The 18,360-nt window shown below is 37.3% G+C and carries 21 protein-coding genes; all 21 read left to right on the plus strand.

Annotation, left to right across the window (positions count from 1 at the left end; translation table 11 throughout):
• Nucleotides 1-1,054: 1,054 nt before the first annotated feature.
• The 21 genes from BKP57_RS21770 to BKP57_RS16325 all read left to right on the plus strand — a co-directional run bounded on the left by BKP57_RS21770 (nucleotide 1,055) and on the right by BKP57_RS16325 (nucleotide 18,003).
• On the plus strand, nucleotides 1,055-1,990 hold the full coding sequence (locus BKP57_RS21770) for a helix-turn-helix domain-containing protein (RefSeq protein WP_083547305.1): 936 nt from the start codon (nucleotides 1,055-1,057) through the stop codon (nucleotides 1,988-1,990).
• On the plus strand, nucleotides 1,969-3,111 hold the full coding sequence (locus BKP57_RS16225) for a BglG family transcription antiterminator (protein WP_198035003.1): 1,143 nt from the start codon (nucleotides 1,969-1,971) through the stop codon (nucleotides 3,109-3,111). The genes BKP57_RS21770 and BKP57_RS16225 overlap by 22 nt, the downstream gene beginning before the upstream one ends.
• Nucleotides 3,074-3,550 (plus strand): PTS sugar transporter subunit IIA, encoded by a 477-nt coding sequence (locus BKP57_RS16230; protein WP_050351983.1) that lies wholly within the window; start codon nucleotides 3,074-3,076, stop codon nucleotides 3,548-3,550. Before BKP57_RS16225 ends, BKP57_RS16230 begins: the two co-directional genes overlap by 38 nt.
• Entirely contained in the window at nucleotides 3,547-3,822 is a 276-nt protein-coding gene (locus BKP57_RS16235; protein ID WP_050351984.1) for a PTS sugar transporter subunit IIB, read from the plus strand. The genes BKP57_RS16230 and BKP57_RS16235 overlap by 4 nt, the downstream gene beginning before the upstream one ends.
• Nucleotides 3,823-3,924: 102 nt before the next feature.
• Entirely contained in the window at nucleotides 3,925-5,271 is a 1,347-nt protein-coding gene (locus BKP57_RS16240; RefSeq protein ID WP_050351985.1) for a PTS galactitol transporter subunit IIC, read from the plus strand.
• A gap of 166 nt (nucleotides 5,272-5,437) precedes the next feature.
• The gene (locus BKP57_RS16245) at nucleotides 5,438-5,737 is read left to right on the plus strand and encodes a 1-phosphofructokinase family hexose kinase (protein ID WP_072741982.1); all 300 of its coding nucleotides are present in this window, start codon (nucleotides 5,438-5,440) and stop codon (nucleotides 5,735-5,737) included.
• 29 nt (nucleotides 5,738-5,766) lie between these two features.
• Nucleotides 5,767-6,018, plus strand: coding sequence for a hypothetical protein (locus BKP57_RS16250; RefSeq protein ID WP_156875362.1), 252 nt, complete (start codon nucleotides 5,767-5,769; stop codon nucleotides 6,016-6,018).
• Nucleotides 6,019-6,082: 64 nt separating this feature from the next.
• Nucleotides 6,083-6,529, plus strand: a complete 447-nt coding sequence (locus BKP57_RS16255) for a PfkB family carbohydrate kinase (RefSeq protein ID WP_072741984.1) — start codon at nucleotides 6,083-6,085, stop codon at nucleotides 6,527-6,529.
• A 13-nt stretch (nucleotides 6,530-6,542) separates the two neighbouring features.
• A complete protein-coding gene (locus tag BKP57_RS16260) occupies nucleotides 6,543-7,190 on the plus strand; it encodes a class II aldolase/adducin family protein (protein WP_072741985.1) in 648 nt (215 codons plus the stop codon).
• Between the two features lie 549 nt (nucleotides 7,191-7,739).
• Nucleotides 7,740-8,396: an L-fuculose-phosphate aldolase gene (locus BKP57_RS16270; protein WP_050351989.1), complete on the plus strand. Its 657-nt coding sequence runs from the start codon at nucleotides 7,740-7,742 to the stop codon at nucleotides 8,394-8,396.
• A 326-nt stretch (nucleotides 8,397-8,722) separates the two neighbouring features.
• Nucleotides 8,723-9,733, plus strand: coding sequence for an NAD(P)/FAD-dependent oxidoreductase (locus BKP57_RS16275; protein ID WP_373314119.1), 1,011 nt, complete (start codon nucleotides 8,723-8,725; stop codon nucleotides 9,731-9,733).
• Nucleotides 9,734-9,751: 18 nt separating this feature from the next.
• The gene (locus tag BKP57_RS16280; protein WP_050351991.1) at nucleotides 9,752-9,988 is read left to right on the plus strand and encodes a ferredoxin family protein; all 237 of its coding nucleotides are present in this window, start codon (nucleotides 9,752-9,754) and stop codon (nucleotides 9,986-9,988) included.
• Between the two features lie 47 nt (nucleotides 9,989-10,035).
• Nucleotides 10,036-11,358, plus strand: coding sequence for a phenylacetate--CoA ligase family protein (locus BKP57_RS16285; RefSeq protein ID WP_072741986.1), 1,323 nt, complete (start codon nucleotides 10,036-10,038; stop codon nucleotides 11,356-11,358).
• A gap of 27 nt (nucleotides 11,359-11,385) precedes the next feature.
• The gene (paaA, locus tag BKP57_RS16290) at nucleotides 11,386-12,366 is read left to right on the plus strand and encodes a 1,2-phenylacetyl-CoA epoxidase subunit PaaA (RefSeq protein WP_050351993.1); all 981 of its coding nucleotides are present in this window, start codon (nucleotides 11,386-11,388) and stop codon (nucleotides 12,364-12,366) included.
• A 265-nt stretch (nucleotides 12,367-12,631) separates the two neighbouring features.
• Nucleotides 12,632-12,949 (plus strand): 1,2-phenylacetyl-CoA epoxidase subunit PaaB, encoded by a 318-nt coding sequence (paaB, locus tag BKP57_RS16295; RefSeq protein WP_050351994.1) that lies wholly within the window; start codon nucleotides 12,632-12,634, stop codon nucleotides 12,947-12,949.
• A 5-nt stretch (nucleotides 12,950-12,954) separates the two neighbouring features.
• A complete protein-coding gene (gene paaC / locus BKP57_RS16300) occupies nucleotides 12,955-13,746 on the plus strand; it encodes a 1,2-phenylacetyl-CoA epoxidase subunit PaaC (RefSeq protein ID WP_050351995.1) in 792 nt (263 codons plus the stop codon).
• A 26-nt stretch (nucleotides 13,747-13,772) separates the two neighbouring features.
• A complete protein-coding gene (gene paaD / locus BKP57_RS16305; RefSeq protein WP_050353477.1) occupies nucleotides 13,773-14,288 on the plus strand; it encodes a 1,2-phenylacetyl-CoA epoxidase subunit PaaD in 516 nt (171 codons plus the stop codon).
• Nucleotides 14,289-14,608: 320 nt separating this feature from the next.
• Nucleotides 14,609-14,911 carry an EthD family reductase gene (locus BKP57_RS16310; protein WP_050351997.1) on the plus strand — a complete coding sequence of 101 codons (303 nt, stop codon included), beginning with the start codon at nucleotides 14,609-14,611 and terminating at the stop codon, nucleotides 14,909-14,911.
• On the plus strand, nucleotides 14,904-15,680 hold the full coding sequence (locus BKP57_RS16315) for an enoyl-CoA hydratase/isomerase family protein (protein ID WP_072741988.1): 777 nt from the start codon (nucleotides 14,904-14,906) through the stop codon (nucleotides 15,678-15,680). The genes BKP57_RS16310 and BKP57_RS16315 overlap by 8 nt, the downstream gene beginning before the upstream one ends.
• 13 nt (nucleotides 15,681-15,693) lie before the next feature.
• Nucleotides 15,694-16,467 (plus strand): enoyl-CoA hydratase-related protein, encoded by a 774-nt coding sequence (locus tag BKP57_RS16320; RefSeq protein WP_072741989.1) that lies wholly within the window; start codon nucleotides 15,694-15,696, stop codon nucleotides 16,465-16,467.
• A gap of 18 nt (nucleotides 16,468-16,485) precedes the next feature.
• Nucleotides 16,486-18,003: an aldehyde dehydrogenase family protein gene (locus BKP57_RS16325; protein WP_050352000.1), complete on the plus strand. Its 1,518-nt coding sequence runs from the start codon at nucleotides 16,486-16,488 to the stop codon at nucleotides 18,001-18,003.
• Nucleotides 18,004-18,360 lie beyond the last annotated feature (357 nt).

An 18,360-nucleotide genomic window follows, 5' to 3' on the forward strand; every position in this document is an offset into this window, starting at 1 on the left:
CGCTTTTTTATTTGTAACGTTTTGCACCAAGGTTTTGATTGCTAGTTGATGAAAGTATAATACAAGTCCAGTAAGTGTTAAGGTGCTAGCGAGCTGGTAGGGACTGGTTTAGATGCCCTTTATTTAGTAAAGGGAACACAGCGAGCGAGAGTTTGTTCCTCGTTGTATAGGAAACGATAAAATGAGGTGCTTGTGGATAACGAAATAACCGACTAGCCACGTCTGGCACATGAGCCCAGCAACTAGGCGACTATAGAAATGCGCCCTACGATAAGTCATCATCGGTTCGTCTCTAAGAGGAAGGCCGACTAAAAGCGGGCTTGCCGCCCAGACGTCGGCATACCCCAGTTTTAGTGGCATGATTCCTATATCTTTAGTTGATTCGTTCCATTCGCTACGTTGCTAAACGGGCGCCCCGAGCCTTTGTTCCACTATAGGAAAGTATAAGATTTTTTTGGTTTATAGTATAAGAAAAACAAAGGCTTCCGCCATAAGACTTGGCGGCAAGCCAAGTTTTTCTAAAATCTCTCCAATTCAAACGCAGTTACACTAACGTTTATGTTTTTTGTCCTCATAAAATCTATTTTATTTATATCCCCTTCTTTATAAAGAGTTATAAAAGCAATATAGATAGACAGAAGTAACTGTTGAAAAGTTATTTATGGTCAGAGTTTTACCAACGTATAATACAAGCTTTCTTGTTAATCCTGATCACCTGAGTTGAACATAATTGAGCGAACAAATAAAAGACATAATTCTAGTTCTAGAGATTTGAAGAGCTAAACTAAGATAGCCACATATCCATTTAAGGTATGCGGTTATTGTATGTTTACAGCCTAGACAGGCGTTTTGTCATATAGCGAAGAAATACTCATACATTTTAAAAAATCATGTAGCAGTAGTGTATTCTTTATGAAAAAACCACTTGTAATTATTTGTTTCATATAAAGTTCATCACAATCCAATTAAAGCGCTTTATTTATTTTGTGATAGATTGTTGAAAATAGTCGTATTTCCTATGTTACGATCTTAATGAAGGTAAGGAGGTGAAGTGATGGGAGGCGATAAAACAAGAATCATAAAACATCTGATACTAAAAGATAATGTCCAAATTCAAGAGTTAATGATTGAGTTTCAATTAACCAAGCTTGAGGTCAGAGAAACGATTAACAAGATTAACAATTCCTTTAGTAAGGATGTTATTATTTCGAGTGATCAAGCAGTTTACATGACGGAAGCGGCTAAGATGCTTTGCTATAAGAAAATTTTTCGAGAAAAAGGAAAATTATTTAGTCATCATGAATTTGAGACTCGATACAATTTAATCATTATTGTATTGGCTGTAGAGAAAAAATATTTATCCTTATTAGAATTAGCAGATATATGTTTAGTTAGTAAAAACACGATACTAAATGATATGAAATTAATTAAGCAGGATTTAGAGCAAAAAGAGATTGATGTAGACTATTCTCGAAAACATGGATATGTTATGAAAGGTTCAGAGTTTGCCATACGGAATTTGCTGGTAACAGCAGTAAAAGATGTACTTTGTTCTTTAGCAGGAAGAATATTGTTAGAAGAGAAAAACCTGGTAGACAGTTCAAAAATATTCCGATTACGAAAAAGACTGGAAAGAGTAGAAAGCAGGATCGGTATAACATTAACCGATGAACAATTAGATGAACTACCGTATATTATCCATTTTGTTATAAAGCGAGCGAAGAAGCTAGATACGAAGTGGTCTTTTAAAATAGAAAAATATGATATTAAAAATACGGTCGAGTTTCCTGAAATTCGGCAAATGTTTTGGGATTATGATTTTTTAACGCAAAGTGATTTGCTCTATTTATCCTTACAAGTTCTAGCTTCTAATATGGTAGAGTCAGCACTTGCTATTACAGATGGTGATGAAGTATCAGAAGCTACGGATAAATTTATTGATAATATTGAAGCAAATTTGCGATGCATATGCATCGAAGAAATGAATTAAAGAATAAAGTGCTGCTTCATATGAGACCTGCCATCTACCGAAGTTTACTCGGTTTTCAAATCAATAATCCATTGACACGAGAATTTTTGGATCAATATCATGAAATTTACTGTGTGGTCAAAAAATCGGTTAAGCCCTTTCAGGATATTATTCACAGAGAGCTGTCTAAAGAAGAAATTGTTTATCTGTGTATGATCGTTTTAAGTTGGATTTATGAAGCAGAGGAAACGGAAACTATATTCAAAGCAGTAGTGCTATGCCAAAGTGGAACATCTATTTCTAAATTATTATTAGTTACATTGCAAGCTATGTTTCCAGAAATAGACTTTATTGGTGCATATTCAGTAAGACAGTTTGAGCAAGATGGGGAAGAAGTTGATTTTATCTTCACAACAGTTCCAATCAACGATAAAAGAGCAACGTTTATTGTTCCGCCAATATTGGATAGCCAAACTCGGATAGATTTAAGAAATCGAGTTCAAGGTGAGATGAGAAACAACAGCGATCCGTTAGTACGATCACTTATGAAGGTCATTCAGCCATATATTCCAAGTCAATACATCGATGTTGTTTCAAGGAAAGTATGTTGTATGTTAGCAAAGCAACATGCTTCAGAAGTACAAACAGATAATGGATCAGACCAATTTAAATTTTCCATTGATCATATAAGTATCCTAAAAGAAAGCATCGATTGGGAAGAACTCGTTGATATTTCAATGTTTCCTCTTTTTAGAAGAAACAGTATTACACAACATTATATAAATAAAACAAAGAACGTTTTTTATAGCAATTATGATCGAATGTTGATTGCTGAAAATGTTTATTTGCCTCATGTGGCTGCTAAGTTTGGGGTAAAGAAAATGGATTTTCAAATCGTCGTTTTAAAGAAACCAGCTTTTACACCTAATGGGGAAGAAGTAAAGATTGTTGTAGCCTTAGCTCCTTCTGTTGAAAATGATCATGTACCAACTTTAATTAAACTAAATAATCTGTTTATGGATAAAAACGTCATGTATCAAATGATGAAGGAAGAAAATATATTCACCATCCAGAGCATTCTTAACAGGCTAGGAGGAGCAGAAGATGAATTTTGCAAATTTGTTTCAGAAGGAATTAATTAAACTACATGCTGAATTTAATTCAACACATGAAATGTTTGAAGTACTTAGTAATGATTTAATAGATAACGGTTACGCAGAGACTTCCTTTAAACAAGCGATTATGGAAAGAGAAAAAGAGTTTCCAACAGGCCTGTCTACGGAAAAGGTACAATTGGCAATTCCGCATACAGATACAAAACATATTAAAAAGCCATTTATATACGTTGTTAAACTAAATCAGCCATTGCGATTTTTACAAATGGCGACGACAGATACATGGCTTGATATAAATATCATATTTATGCTTGGAATAAAAGAGCCGTCAAAACAAGTTGGGCTACTTTCATTAATTATAGATAAGTTCAAGGATGAGCAATTTGTGAACACGTTTCATTCTATTACATCCGAAGAAGAATTGCTGGCAATACTACAAAAACAATTTAGGAGTGAAGATGAATGAAAAAAGTAATTGTAGCCTGTGGTTCAGGTGTAGCTACAAGTCAAACAGTAGCATCGAAAGTGAAATCAATACTTGAAGAAAATGGTGTTCGTGCAAGTGTAGAAGCAGTTGATATTAAGTCATTAGATCAATATATAAAAACGAGTGATGTTTATATTTCAATCACAAAAAATACAAAAGAATATGATATTCCTACTCTAAATGGAATAGCTTTCTTGACCGGTATGGGAATGGAAGAAGAAACACAAAAACTACTCGATGCACTAAAGTAAATTGTACTTCTTTGCCACTGGGTAATCTATATTACGAAAAGTAATCTAAATTGCCCAGTCAAGCTATGATAACTATTTATCTATTATTAGGGGGGGAAAATCATGGACCTGCTAAAAACAATATTTTCATATATTTTAGATTTAGGTGCTTCTGTATTTGTTCCTGCAGTTATGTTGTTAATTGGAATATTTGTAAAAATGAAATTTAAAAATGCTTTAAGTGCAGCAATTACTTTAGGAGTCGCCTTTTTAGGAATGAACCTTGTGATTGGCTTTATGCTTGATGCTTTAACACCAGCGGCTCAAGCTTTAGCAGAGCGAACAGGCATTGAATTAACAGCTGTTGATGGTGGTTGGACAACTGCTGCTTCATTATCCTGGGCTTGGCCATATGCTTTTCTACTGTTTCCTATTCAGCTCGTCATTAATGGAGTGATGCTTCTATTAAATAAAACAAAGACATTGAATGTCGACTTATGGAATGTATGGGGAAAAATTTTCACAGCTGTACTTATTTATGGTGTAACCGGAAGCATGTATATCGCTCTCATTGGTTCAGCAATTGTAGTTGTACTTGAATTGGTATTTGCTGATTTGAATCAAAAACAGATCGAGACGTTAACAAATATTCCAGGTGTTACAAGTTCCCATAACTTTTTCTTAATTGGTACATTATTAATGCCGATTGATTGGCTCTTAAGAAAATTTAAAGTATTTAATAGAGAAATGGATGCAAGTGCATTAAAAGATAAAATTGGTATTTTTGCTGAAAATCATGTAATGGGTTTTATTATCGGGTTTCTTTTGGGCTTAGCAGCAGGCTATTCAGTAGCTGATTCACTAATTTTGTCGATGCAAGCAGCTGCCGCATTAACGTTATTCCCAATGGTAGCTAAATTATTTATGCAAGCGCTATCCCCGTTATCAGAAGCCATTAATGATTATATGAAAAAACGCTTTAAAGATCGGGAAATATTTATTGGACTTGATTGGCCGATATTAGCTGGATCAAGTGAAGCATGGGTTGTTATGACGATTCTGGTTCCGATTACGTTATTCTTTGCCTTTATATTACCAGGAAATGCAGTACTTCCATTTGCGGGAATTCTAAATATTGGGCTTGCTGTACCGGCATTAATTGTAACCGGTGGTAATTTGTTACGAATGCTGGTGATCTGTACGATTACCACGCCAGTATTCCTATATGCCGCAACGTATTTTGCCGATATTATGACAAACCTAGCACATTCAACAAAAGCGGTTGAATTAGAAGCAGGTCAGCAAATCACCTGGAGTACGGTTGAATACCCTGCATTTAGATATATTTTAACGGAGCTTGGGAGTTTCAGCATGGTAGGAATTGGATTGGCTGTTGTATGGGCGTTAGGATTTATCCTGTACCGGAAAGAAATGTTAAAACGGACGGAAGAACTAAAGGTAGAAAAATAGTCGGTGATGAAATGCTTTATCCTGAATATAAGATGCCGTAAGTCTTGGTAGCCAAAGAATAGGAAGAAGCTTAAGTGGGAGATAACCCCACCTAAATTCTCGAATCGTTCAAAGACCTTCAGGTCATACCCTTGTGGTACTAACATTCAACAGGAGATGAAGAATCTTGAATGAAGTTTCACTTTATACATTAACATTAAATCCAGCTATTGATCGATTATTATACTTGAATGAAAAATTGGAAAGAAGAAAAAGCAATCGAATTACGGAAGTTTCTTATGATATTGGCGGAAAAGGAACCCATGCTTCTTACGTTATGTCGAAATTAGGAGTAAAAAACCTAGCTCTAGGATATGCAGGGAGTCAGAATATAGATAAGTTTAAACAGATTTTAAGTGAAAAAAACATGGAACATGACTTCACGATTATAGATGGTAGAACCACCAGGGAATGCTATATCATATAGAACCGGAGCAAGTCTCAGCCGGCTCTATCATGTTGACAGAAAAAGGATTTCATGTAGAAGAAGCTGATATAAAGCGACTTTTTGAAAGGATAAAAGCTAGAGTGAAAGCGGAAGATATGGTATTAATCGCCGGTTCATTACCAACTAATTTCACAATCGATAATTTAAGACAATTATTACGTATTTTAAAAGAAATTGGTTGTTTTATCCCGCATGTAAGGTGCTGTAAGACTCCCACTTTAAGGGTTGGAGTGTACGGAACAAATCTAAATGGGAGATAACATCACCTAAATGCCCGATTCGTTCATCTAACAATCAGTGTGGGATGAAAGAAAACCCTACGGATTGAAGATTCACTTTATTGCTTGTGACTTATCTGGTGAGGCAATTAAATTAGCTGTCAAAATGAAGGTAGATTTTATTAAACCAAATGAATTTGAATTAAATCAGCTAAAAGCTTTTCATGAAAGTTTATTCGATACAGTAAAAAGACTAAACCAAGACATTGATTATGTAGTTACTTCGTTAGGCGAAAAAGGCAGCTACTGTGGGTATGATAGAAAGATCTATCGTGTCATTCCACCAAAGGTAAAAGAAGTAAACGATACTGGTGCTGGGGATTGCTTTGTTGGTGCCTTTTTAGCTGGGCTGGCGAATCAGCTTTCGATAGAAGAAATAGTAAAGCTGGCTAGTGGTTGTGCTGCAAGTAAAGTGATGAACAAGGATAGTTCAACGTTTGATGTGAAGACGGCAATGGAGTTAAAGCAACAAGTAAAAATCACTCAACTATAAGGTGGCGATAACATTGTTATATCAAGAGGAAAGAGAACAGTTGGCTGAGATTGTGAAAAAAATGTTCTCTCGATATGAGACGAACACAGCTGGGGGAAATGTTAGTGTCAGGATAAATGATCAACATATTATTATGACACCAACCCATATGTCGCAAAAATACCATTGTGATATATCTCCGTACCAAGTTTTAGTGGTTGATATGGATGAAAATATAGTTGAAGGTGATGGCAGAATTACAAGAGAAATTAATATGCATATGGCATGCTATAAACATAATCGAGAGATTGGCTGTGTACTCCATGCACATGCACTTCAATCAATGTTTTTTGCAACGATGGGGATAGATATGCCCAATTTAACAGAAGCTACGCAAAAATTTGGGAATATTCCATGTCTGGATTTTGCTCCTGCAACTTCGAGAGAATTAGCTGAAAAAGTGAAACATTATTTGGAGAATAAAGCCTTAGAATCTGTAATTAACGCCATTTTATTGAATAAGCATGGGGTGTTAATAACAGATACAAATTTAATAAAAGCTTATGATAATCTGGGGCGTCTGGAATACAATGCATACATTGCCGAAAAAGCGTTACTGTTTGATAAGTTAGGCATTTGTAAGATTGAAAATAAAGAGCTGAATTATAACGTAGATGAATAAGGAAAAGCTTTTTCTTCATTTATGTATTTTTCTTTCGGCATTATGTCTGCTCATTTCCGTGTTCACGAAATGGATGATTTCTACTATGTTAGCTCTAATTTTGGCAATCATAGCTCAAAGTAAATACAGAAAATGGTATCCTCATAAGGCAAGATCGTATAAGGAATTAATTCAGAAAGAATACGAGAAAGAGCAATTTAGTAAGTCGGAAAATAAATAATAATTAATCAATAATGATATTCAAAAAGAGGACAATGGATATGAGATCAGCTAAGAATTAACGTACTAGAAAAACTTTTTCTTTCGTACGATATGTCCCTGTTATCTGAACCAATGTTAGCTCAGGTATCTCAGCACTTCGCCTTTCAATTTCAACATCATTAGAGGAAGAGAAATTGCGGTGCTTTACTTGAGGGATTGAATTTTCTACTGCGCTCTTAACTTCAGTACTATATTTTATACATTCTAATGTATGAGGAAATTTGTTTAGGTCATTAACTACTACTTTTTGAACATTCACGAATAATAATTACAACGGAGGGTTTACTGATGAAATATTTAAAAGAAGAGAGAAAACAAATTGTTGAATATGGAAAGAAATTAATCGATTCTAGGCTAACCGTTGGAACCGGAGGAAATATTAGTATTTTTGATAAAGAGTCAGGGCTTATGGGAATTACACCAAGCGGGATTGAATATCATAATTTAACTGAGGAAGATGTCATCATTATGGATTTATATGGTAATGTGGTTGAGGGGGAGCTAAGACCATCCAGTGAACATCAAATGCATTCCATTGTCTATAAAAATAGATATGATGCAGTTGCTATGATTCATACGCATGCTTTGTATTCCACAACGATTTCTTGCTTGAATGTTGATTTACCGGCTATTGATTATCTTGTTGCTCATGGTGGAGGAAAAAATATCCGTTGTGCTAATTACGCAACATACGGCACAAACGAATTAGCTGAGAATGCGCTGGAAGCAATGAAAGATAGAAAAGCAGTATTATTAGCCAACCATGGAATCAATGTAGTGGGCAGTTCTCTTGCAGAAGCTTATGCAATTACAGAGCAGTTGGAATTTTGTGCCCGCTTGTACTGGCAAGCAAAAGCAATCGGGAATCCAGTCATCTTATCAGATGAAGAAATGACGATGATGGTGGAACGCTTTAAGGATTATGGACAACCTAAGGTTAATTGAAAATAAAATAAATATTTTCCAGTAATGTTTGTAAATAATATACGTATCTATTTTTCACACTTATTACGTTTTGTTTTGACTGATGGAATCCGAAAAAAATAAATAATTTATGGTTTAGACAATCCCCACTGAGATGAGGGGATTTTTCTTTGTTTTTAATAGTAGTTTAAGTTTATGGTTATTGTTTTCGCAATATTTATAAATTTAAGTATTGACAAATTTGTGGCCGTGGTGATAATATTTGTATAACATAATTTAATATGTCGTTTATAAAACGTTATATAATTAGTCGTTTCATAAAATAGTATATGAATGGAGGTGTTAGTTTGAATGATAAATCCATTTACGATATTACGATTATTGGAGGTGGACCAGTAGGCTTATTTGCTGCTTTTTATGGTGGAATGCGGCAGATGAAGGTGAAAATTATTGAAAGTTTGCCGCATTTAGGAGGACAGTTGTCTGCACTATATCCAGAGAAATATATTTATGATGTTGCTGCCTATCCAAAAGTGAAAGCTCAGGATTTAATTGATCAGCTTACAGAGCAAGCAATGCAATTTTCCCCAACTGTGGTACTTAATCAAACTGTTGAAAAAGTAGTGAAAATAAATAGTGAACACTTTCAGCTCACTACAGATAAGGAGGTGCATTATTCAAAAACCATTCTTATTACGGCAGGTATTGGGGCGTTTGAACCACGCCGTATAAAACTAGCTAACGCACTTGCGTATGAAGGAAAAAACTTACACTACTTTGTTCAAGACATCAAACGTTATAAGGGTAAAGATGTCTGTATTTTAGGAGGTGGAGATTCAGCGGTAGATTGGGCAATGATGATTGAACCAATCGCGAAAAGTGTTACGGTCATACATCGTAGGGAGCAATTTCGAGCACATGAACATAGTGTCGCGAACCTTTATGCATCGAGGGTTGAAATTTTCACACCTTTTCAATTACAGGAAATTTATGGAGAAGAGCAGATAGAGGAAATCATTCTTCAAAAGGTAAAAGGAACGGAGAAAATTAAATTATCATTAGATGAATTAATTGTGTCTTATGGTTTTATCTCTTCTTTAGGTCCGATAAAGAAATGGGGTTTAGAATTTGCGAAAAACTCCATTAAAGTAGACTCGGCAATGAATACAAATATCCGAGGTATTTATGCTGCTGGCGATGTTGTGACCTTTTTTGGAAAAGTGAAGTTAATAGCTTCAGGATTTGGCGATGCTGCTACCGCCATTAGTAGTGCAAAAACCTATATAGATCCAAACGCTAGGCAACAACCGCAGCATAGTACTACACTTTTTGAAAAATGGGAGAAAGTACACAGTTAAGAAAGGAGAAATCAAAGAGTGGCATTTGTAATCACCTCCCCTTGCTTACATGAAAAATCAGCTGAATGCGTAGAAGTATGTCCGGTAGATGCTATTCATTCGGGAAAAAACATGTATTACATAGACCCCGATATCTGTATTGATTGTGCCGCGTGTGAAACAGCTTGTCCGGTTCAAGCTATATATGCAGAAGAAGATGTTCCTGACGAAGAGAAGGAGTACATTGAAATGAATAGAGATTTTTTCCCTGTCTAGTTTTTTATAAAGTGTTTGCTTTAATACAATGATAGGTAGGTGAAACCATGTTTTTTAATAAAATAATGGAAACGCTTTCGAAACAAGGAATGGAAAAAATTCAATTATCAAGACTTCAACAAACCGTTCGAACCGTATATAACAAAACTCCTTTTTATCAAAAAAAATTTACGGAACTAAATGTAAAACCTAATGATATTCAATCTTTAGAAGATATTCGTAAGCTACCATTTACACAGAAAAAAGATCTTAGGGATAACTATCCGTTTGATTTATTCGCACTGCCTATAAGTCAAGTAGAGAGAATTCATGCGTCCAGTGGTACTAGTGGAAAACCAACTGTTGTAGGCTATACAAGAAATGATTTGGAAGTATGGGCGGAAATCGTTGCAAGAGCAATTGCTGCATGTGGAGGAGAACCAGACAGTGTTCTGCAGAATACGTTCGGTTATGGGCTGTTTACCGGAGGACTCGGTTTACATTATGGCTCAGAAAAACTAGGAATGGCGACAGTTCCCGTTTCAGGAGGGAATACAGAGAGGCAAATATTATTAATAGAGGATTTTAAACCGACCGTTATTGTTGGTACACCTTCTTATATCTTGAATATCGCTGACAAAATGGAGCAATTAGGCAAAGATGCGCGTGATACTAGTTTAAAATACGGTATCTTTGGTGCAGAACCTTGGTCAGAAGAAATGCGTAAAGAATTGGAAAAAAGATTAGGAATCAAGGCCATGGATATTTATGGATTGAGTGAAGTGATGGGACCCGGAATTTCCTTTGAATGTCTGGAAGCACAATGTGGATTGCATGTCGCAGATGATCATTTTTTTATTGAGGTAATTGATCCAGATACATTAGAACCTGTAGCAGAAGGGGAGGAGGGAGAGCTCGTTTTCACCAGTTTGACAAAAGAAGCATTTCCAATCATCCGCTATCGTACTGGGGATATAGCCTCCATTACTTCGGAAACTTGTATATGCGGGAGAACAACAACAAGGATGTCGCGGGTTAAAGGAAGAATTGATGATATGCTCATCATTCGTGGGGTGAATGTTTACCCTTCTGAAGTGGAAAGTGCGCTATTAGAATTAGAGGAGCTAGTACCACATTATCAACTCTATGTCGTTAATCAAGGAGCACTAGATAAAGTCATATTGAAAGTAGAAATCAACGAAAGTATCTACAATAATTTAAACAGAAATTTAGAGCATGAAACAATAAAAGCGCTTGCTAATAAGGTGTTTCAGCAGTTAAAAAGTAAGTGTTTAATTAGTGTAGATATTAACATTGAACATCCAGGATCAATTCCAAGGTCAGGAGGAAAAGCCATCCGCATTGTTAGAGATACCAAAATGAAAGTATGAATAATAAAAACGGAGGAGTTGCAGGGTATGAGAACAATTCCATTCCATCAGTTAACAGCAGATGAAAAATATGAGCACTTCATGGAGCGAATTGAAAATAATGAAAAAATTGAAGCGGGAGATTGGATGCCGGACGAATATAGGAAGGCATTAATCCGGTTAATTTCCATGCATGGTATGAGTGAAATTATGGGTGCACTGCCTGAAAAAGAATGGGTACCAAAAGCACCTACTTTGCATCGAAAATTAGCAATTATGGCTAAGGTTCAGGACGAAATGGGGCATGGTCAATTACTTTTGCGAGTAGCAGAAGATTTAATCAAACCATTTAACAAAACAAGAGAAAATATGATGCAAGATTTATTTACAAAAAAGCTTAAGTTTCATAACGTCTTCCATATGCCTGCGCCGTCTTGGGGGGATGCCGCTATTATTGCTTGGCTTGTTGATGGGGCTGCCATTTTATCACAGACGATGATGTTACATACATCCTACGGTCCATACGGGAGAGCGCTAAAACGAATTTGTCAGGAAGAATCGTTTCATGCAAAGCATGGCGAAAGCTTAACATTGGCATTGGCAAGCGGAACGCAAAAACAAAAGGACATGTTGCAAGGAGCGCTTGATCGCTGGTGGGAATCGTTACTCACCTTTTTCGGACCAAAGTCTAAAAAAGAAACTGGTCACTCAAATGTTGATATTAACTTAAAATATAAACTTAGAACGAAAACAAATGAGCAATTAAGACAGGAGTTCTTGACAAAGTACGTACCAAAAATGGATCTACTTGGGTTAACCATCCCTGATGAAAATCTGTACTTTGATGAAAGTACCCAAGAGTGGCATTATACGGAACCTGATTGGCAGAATTTTAAAAGGATTGTGTCAGGAAATGGACCGGAGTCGGACGCAAGAATCGCATTACGAAAGAATTCTTATCAAAACAGCCAATGGGTGCGTGATGCATTAAAAACATATAAAGAAAATCGAAGCGAACTTGTTGGATAAAAGCTAAAAGAGGTGCGCCAAAGCAGGAAAGCCGCGTATCGCATTCAAAAAATTGAGTGTTAAAGCGAAAAGTTGCGCAACATAGCCAAAAAGCTGTGCTCCAAAGCGAGAAAATCGCGCATCGCAGCTAAAAGAGGTGCGCCAAAGTGTGAAAGTCGCGCATCGCAACTAAAAAGTTGTGCACCAAAGTATGAAAGTCGTGCATCATAGCCAAAAAATTGTGCGTTGAAGTGATAGATCGAGAGCATGATGGAGGGAAGCAACAATGAGTGGAAGCGAATTTTATGAGGAATTTGAAGTGTTTAGTCGAAAAAGGGATGGGCTGCCATTAGAGCATCGCTTTAGTTTAACGGCACCTAATAAGGAAATGGCTTATGTTATGGCGAAAGAAAATTTTTTTCGTCGTGAGTCTCTGAAAGAATTATGGGTTGTAAATCGGAAAGAAATCAGAAAGATGACACAAGAAGAACGTGAAGCATTTCAGCTACTAGATAACAAGGCTTACCGGGAAACTCGAGGGTATATAAATCTCCCTAAGAAATGGAAAGAATTAAAACAAAGTGTAAACACGGAGGAGGGGTAAGGAAATTGCAACGAGATGAGTTTATTTTATGTGAGTTGCTTTATCAGTTTGCTGATGACAACTTCATTCTCGCCTATCGCGGATCGGAATGGCTTGGATTGGCACCGCATATTGAAGAAGATGTTGCCTTTTCTTCCATTAATCAAGATATGATGGGGCATGCGGTAATGTATTACAGCTTACTTGAAGAAATCGGGGCAGGAAATATGGATGATCTCTCGCACTCCAGAAAACCACAAAACTTTCGCAATGCCATTTTGCTTGAATTAAAAAATGGTTCCGGTCACTATCTGGAGAATCCTGATTATGATTGGGCTTTTACCGTCGCTCGGAATTTTCTCTTTAGTGTTTTCAAACAAGTTCGTTTAGAAGCACTTACGCAATCAAGCTATGAACCACTAAAGCAAACTGCTGTGAAAATTTTGTCCGAACACTATTATCATTTCATGCATTGGGAAACTTGGTTTATGCAGTTAATGTCGAGTACCAAGGAAGCACGTGAACGGATGGAACAAGCGGTTCTACGATGTTGGAAAGAGTTTGCGGGAGTGATTTCAATAGGCATGTACAGTGCGGAAATGAATAAGCGGAAATTGATTTGCAGTGAAGCTGATTTACGAAAGGCATGGCTCGATAAAATGGAAAACGTATTTCAAAAGTTGAAGTTCAAGATAGAAGAACCACCAGGAATGGAAAGTGGAAATGGACGTAATGGAGAGCATACGGATGATCTTACGGAGGCATTGAAAGTGTTAAATGAAGTATACGGAGGTGACAAAGAAGCAGTTTCCTGGTAACAAAGGTGAGATGAGGGATGATTAAGATGAAAAATTCACATCTAAAGGATGAAGTACGTCGCGTACTGCAGCAAGTGACAGATCCAGAAATGCCATTTATTAATATTGTTGAACTGGGGATGCTCGAGGATATAACGATTCAAGATGATGATTTTGTTCAAGTGACGCTATTGCCAACATTTAGCGGTTGTCCGGCATTAGACATGATTAAAGCCGATGTGAAAGAAAAGGCAAAAAAATTATTAAACGAATGGAATAATGACCTTATGATTGAAGTTATATTTAGCTTTCATCCTCCGTGGACAACGGATCGAATCAGCGAGGAGGGAAAAGAAAAGTTAAAACGGAATGGGATTTCTCCACCGCCAGCACAGTATACTGCAGGTGAATCTTGGAGAATTGCATGCCCTTATTGTAATTCCATGTACACAACAATGGAGAATATTTTCGGACCAACAGCATGCCGAAGCATTCTTTATTGTAATCAATGTAAAAATCCATTTGAAGCAATGAAGCCAATCGCTAATTTATCCCGCATATAAGGTGCCGTAATCCTCCCGCTTTAAGCACCTGAGCTGGTACAAAAGGGTTTAAGCGTTAGAAGATGGCAACTAAATGCCCGATTCGTTCAACTAACATTCAGTAGGAGATGAAGAAAATTCCTACTGAATGAAGATTCACTTTATCCCGCATGTAACTTGCAGTAAGACCTCCACTTCCATGCTACGAAGAAAAACCTAGGAGGTTAGGTGGGAGGATCTAACTGCAAGTAAATGCCCGATTGGTTCATCTAATCATCAGTGAGAGATAAAAGAAAACTTTACTGATGAAAATTCAATTTATTCGAAAGGGTGGAAAAATAATGGTTAAGTTAATTGCACTTTATAAACAGCCGGAGGACAAAGCTGCTTTTGATGAGCACTATCAGAATGTTCATACGCCGATTACAAAGAAGATACCTGGGTTACGTAAGATGGAGGTTACGAAAATTGTTGGTTCGCCTACAGGAGAAAGTAAGTATTATCTGTTATGCGAAATGTTTTACGACGATCATGAATCATTAAAAGCTGCGATGAAAACCAAAGAAGCAAAAGCCTCTGGAAAAGACCTGATGTCATTTGCAGGCGACTTGGTTACCATGATGATCGGTGAAGAAGTTGAATAACTATCAATTTATTAAGGCTTGGACTGACAATGGGATTGGAAAATTAGAGTTGCAACGCCCGGAAGTTTTAAACGCCATCAATCGATCCATGGTAGTAGAGATTTTAGCTGCTTTACGGAATTTTGATCAGTTAGAACAAGTAAAAGTTATTGTCCTATCTGGCGCTGGCAGGTCATTTGCTGCTGGAGCAGACATTAAGGAAATGGCGGAAGAAAATGCGATTTCCATGGAGATGAAAAATCAATTTGCTGACTGGGACAAAATATCATTAATTAAAAAGCCTGTTATAGCAGCTGTTCAGGGATTTGTCCTTGGTGGTGGATTTGAGCTCGCATTATGTGCCGATATAGTATTTGCTGCAGCAAGCAGTAAGTTTAGATTTCCGGAAGTTCAGCTTGGCGTCATGCCAAGCGCTGGCGGAACTGTAAAATTAACCAAGCTGATGGGAAAAAGAAAGGCACTGGAATTTCTTTGGACTGGAAATCAACTTAAAGCAGAAGAAGCAAAGCATTGGGGTATCGTTAATCAGGTTGTTCCAGATGAACTTCTTTTGCAGGAGACAATCGCTTTTGCTAAAAACTTGGTAAAGCAGCCTGCTTTATCCCTACGGTTAATCAAAGACACGGTTGAAAAGGCAGAAGACTTGCCCATATATGAAGCAATGCAATATGAACGGAAAAATTTCTATTTACTTTTTGCTTCAGAGGATCAAAAAGAAGGTATGCAGGCTTTTATGGAAAAACGATCACCTCATTTCAAAGGGAAATAGGGGGATGCGACAAATGTATGAAACGATTCGTTATGAAATAAAGGATAAGGTTGGCTGGCTGACATTGAACCGACCTGAAAAATTGAATGCGTTTACGAATACGATGAATCAGGAAATCATCGATGTGTTGAAAAAAGTAGAAAATAATAATCAAGTTCGTGTACTTGTTATTACCGGTGCAGGAAAAGCATTCTGCTCCGGTGAAGATATAAGCAGTTTACAAGCAGATATGAACTTGGGAGAAATTATTAAATCTCGCTATAAGCCAATGATGGAGAAGCTTGCACAAGTAGAAAAGCCGGTTGTAGCCTCGGTAAACGGTGCTGCAGCAGGCGCTGGGTTTAGTCTGGCACTTGCATGTGACTTTCGAATCGCATCAGAAAAGGCTTCCTTTATGGAGGCATTTATCCATATCGGTTTGATTCCTGATTCCGGAAATTTATATTATCTGCCACGGATTGTCGGTCTAGCCAAGGCATTGGAGTTAGCCATTTTAGGAGAGAAGCTAAAGGCTGATGAAGCGAAAAGGCTTGGTATTGTGACAAAAGTTGTCAAGCCTAATGAATTGGAAAAAGAAACAGCTGCTTTTGCTGAACGGTTAGCTAATATGCCAACAAAAGCTATCGGCTTAATTAAACGCTACATGCAAAAAAGCTTTGAAACGAACTTGAGTAACATGCTGGATTATGAAGCTTACGGACAGGAGATTGCCGGGGGAACAGAAGACTATGTAGAAGGGGTTCAGGCATTTCTTGCAAAACGTTCCCCTGAATATAAAGGATATTAAACAAAAGGAGAGATGAATATGGTAAAAACACATGAAAAACCAATATTTATAAAAGAGGTAAAACGTGATATGTACCAAATGGTTATTAACGGAAAGCCAGCTGATGCCAAATCAGGTGAGATGATGACTGTTTACAATCCTGCAACAGGTAAGCCAATTGCCGAAGTGCCAAAAGCTGATCGAGAGGATGTAGACATTGCTGTGGAAGCCGCTCGAACTGCTTTTGATCATGGGAAATGGAAGCGTTATCCAGTCGGTAAGCGCGCTCGTATATTAAATAAAATTGCCTCTATCATGCGAGGACGATTTCGTGAATTAGTGGAGATGGAAGTTATCAATAGCGGTAAAACACTATCCGCAGCTCAAGGTCAGGTCATGCAGGCAATTGAGGATTTTGAATTCTATGCAGGCGCAATTGTAGGGCATCGCGGTGATGTAAATAATGTGCCGGGACAGTTTTTTAATTATACACAGAAGGAGCCTACTGGTGTAGCAGCACAGATTATACCTTGGAATTACCCGATGATGATGGCGGCATGGAAAGTAGCACCTGCGATTGCTGCAGGCTGTTCGGTCGTGCTAAAACCAGCTAGTTTAACACCAATTACGGCTATTTTGTTAGCAGAAATTTGTACAGAAGCGGGTGTACCGGATGGAGTCGTCAATGTGGTGACTGGACCGGGTACAACGATTGGTGCTTACTTAACAGAGCATGAGGCAATTGATAAGGTTGCCTTTACTGGAGAGACGAGTACGGGTAAAGATATTATGGCAAAAGCTTCAGAAACCTTAAAACGGGTAACGTTGGAATTAGGCGGAAAGTCTCCTAACATCGTGTTCCCGGATGCAGATATGGATGCTGCTGTTAACGGATCGATCTTTGGTATCTTCTATAATACTGGTCAATCCTGTGAAGCGAGATCGCGGTTATTTATCCATGACAGTATTTACGATGAATTTATGGAAAGCTTTCTTGCCAAGACCAGTCAATTAATTATCGAAGACCCATTGTCCGAGAAGTCTCATGTTGGAGCGATTATTAGTCAAACACAGCTGGAAAAAATTCATAGCTATGTAGAAGAAGCAAAAAAAGAAGGAGCAACCGTTCTAGCTGGTGGACACCCTTTAAAAGTGGAAGGATTTGAAGATGGTTATTGGTATGCACCAACGATTATTACAGGGGTAACAAACGATATGAAAATTGCCCAAGAGGAAGTATTTGGTCCCGTCGTAGTAGTCATGAAATTTACTGATGAAAAAGAAGTTATCCAGCTAGCTAATGATACGAGATATGGTCTTGCTGCTGCTATTTGGGCAAAAGAACAGGGACTAATTAAGCGCGTGTCGGATGGACTCCAAGCAGGCGTTGTCATGGTAAACTGTCCATTCTCTGCTTTTCCGGGAACTCCTTTTGGCGGATATAAAGAGTCCGGTTTTGGCCGTGAACTAGGTATTGAAACTCTTGATCTGTATACTGAAACAAAAAGTGTCCTTTCCTATGCAGGAAGAAAGCCGCTTAATCCATTTAACTTATAAGAAGAACGGCTAACCTCAAATACGAAGACCATTGCACTCTTAGAGAGATATTGGTCAGATAAAAGCGAACGAATATCCACTTATGGAAAAAGTTCGCTTTTTACCCTTATGAGTACTATTCAATAAAAGGGGGATTGGGGGTGGCTTACTTTTCATCTTATATCCATCCACTGTGATAATTGAAATTAAAACATCCGGACGAGTTAAAATCAATCTTACAATAGCACAATAAAAAAGTCGAAAGTGATACCGCATCTTTTCAAGGAGTAGCACTCTTAACCGCCCACAACATGTGTCTTAATTTAATGAAAATATGTTACAGTTGAACGATGAAATGACTGTTCATTTCTACCCACT

The sequence above is a fragment of the Virgibacillus sp. 6R genome (assembly GCF_001895305.1).
GTDB lineage: Bacteria > Bacillota > Bacilli > Bacillales > Amphibacillaceae > Virgibacillus > Virgibacillus pantothenticus.

Excerpts from the sequence above, each read along its gene's own strand:
- BKP57_RS21770 (WP_083547305.1), top strand. The coding sequence starts at position 1,055 with ATGGGAGGCGATAAAACAAGAATCATAAAACATCTGATACTAAAAGAT.
- BKP57_RS16225 (WP_198035003.1), top strand. The coding sequence starts at position 1,969 with ATGCATCGAAGAAATGAATTAAAGAATAAAGTGCTGCTTCATATGAGA.
- BKP57_RS16230 (WP_050351983.1), top strand. The coding sequence starts at position 3,074 with ATGAATTTTGCAAATTTGTTTCAGAAGGAATTAATTAAACTACATGCT.
- BKP57_RS16235 (WP_050351984.1), top strand. The coding sequence starts at position 3,547 with ATGAAAAAAGTAATTGTAGCCTGTGGTTCAGGTGTAGCTACAAGTCAA.
- BKP57_RS16240 (WP_050351985.1), top strand. The coding sequence starts at position 3,925 with ATGGACCTGCTAAAAACAATATTTTCATATATTTTAGATTTAGGTGCT.
- BKP57_RS16250 (WP_156875362.1), top strand. The coding sequence starts at position 5,767 with ATGTTGACAGAAAAAGGATTTCATGTAGAAGAAGCTGATATAAAGCGA.
- BKP57_RS16270 (WP_050351989.1), top strand. The coding sequence starts at position 7,740 with ATGAAATATTTAAAAGAAGAGAGAAAACAAATTGTTGAATATGGAAAG.
- BKP57_RS16285 (WP_072741986.1), top strand. The coding sequence starts at position 10,036 with ATGTTTTTTAATAAAATAATGGAAACGCTTTCGAAACAAGGAATGGAA.
- paaA (WP_050351993.1), top strand. The coding sequence starts at position 11,386 with ATGAGAACAATTCCATTCCATCAGTTAACAGCAGATGAAAAATATGAG.
- paaB (WP_050351994.1), top strand. The coding sequence starts at position 12,632 with ATGAGTGGAAGCGAATTTTATGAGGAATTTGAAGTGTTTAGTCGAAAA.
- paaD (WP_050353477.1), top strand. The coding sequence starts at position 13,773 with ATGAAAAATTCACATCTAAAGGATGAAGTACGTCGCGTACTGCAGCAA.
- BKP57_RS16310 (WP_050351997.1), top strand. The coding sequence starts at position 14,609 with ATGGTTAAGTTAATTGCACTTTATAAACAGCCGGAGGACAAAGCTGCT.
- BKP57_RS16320 (WP_072741989.1), top strand. The coding sequence starts at position 15,694 with ATGTATGAAACGATTCGTTATGAAATAAAGGATAAGGTTGGCTGGCTG.
- BKP57_RS16325 (WP_050352000.1), top strand. The coding sequence starts at position 16,486 with ATGGTAAAAACACATGAAAAACCAATATTTATAAAAGAGGTAAAACGT.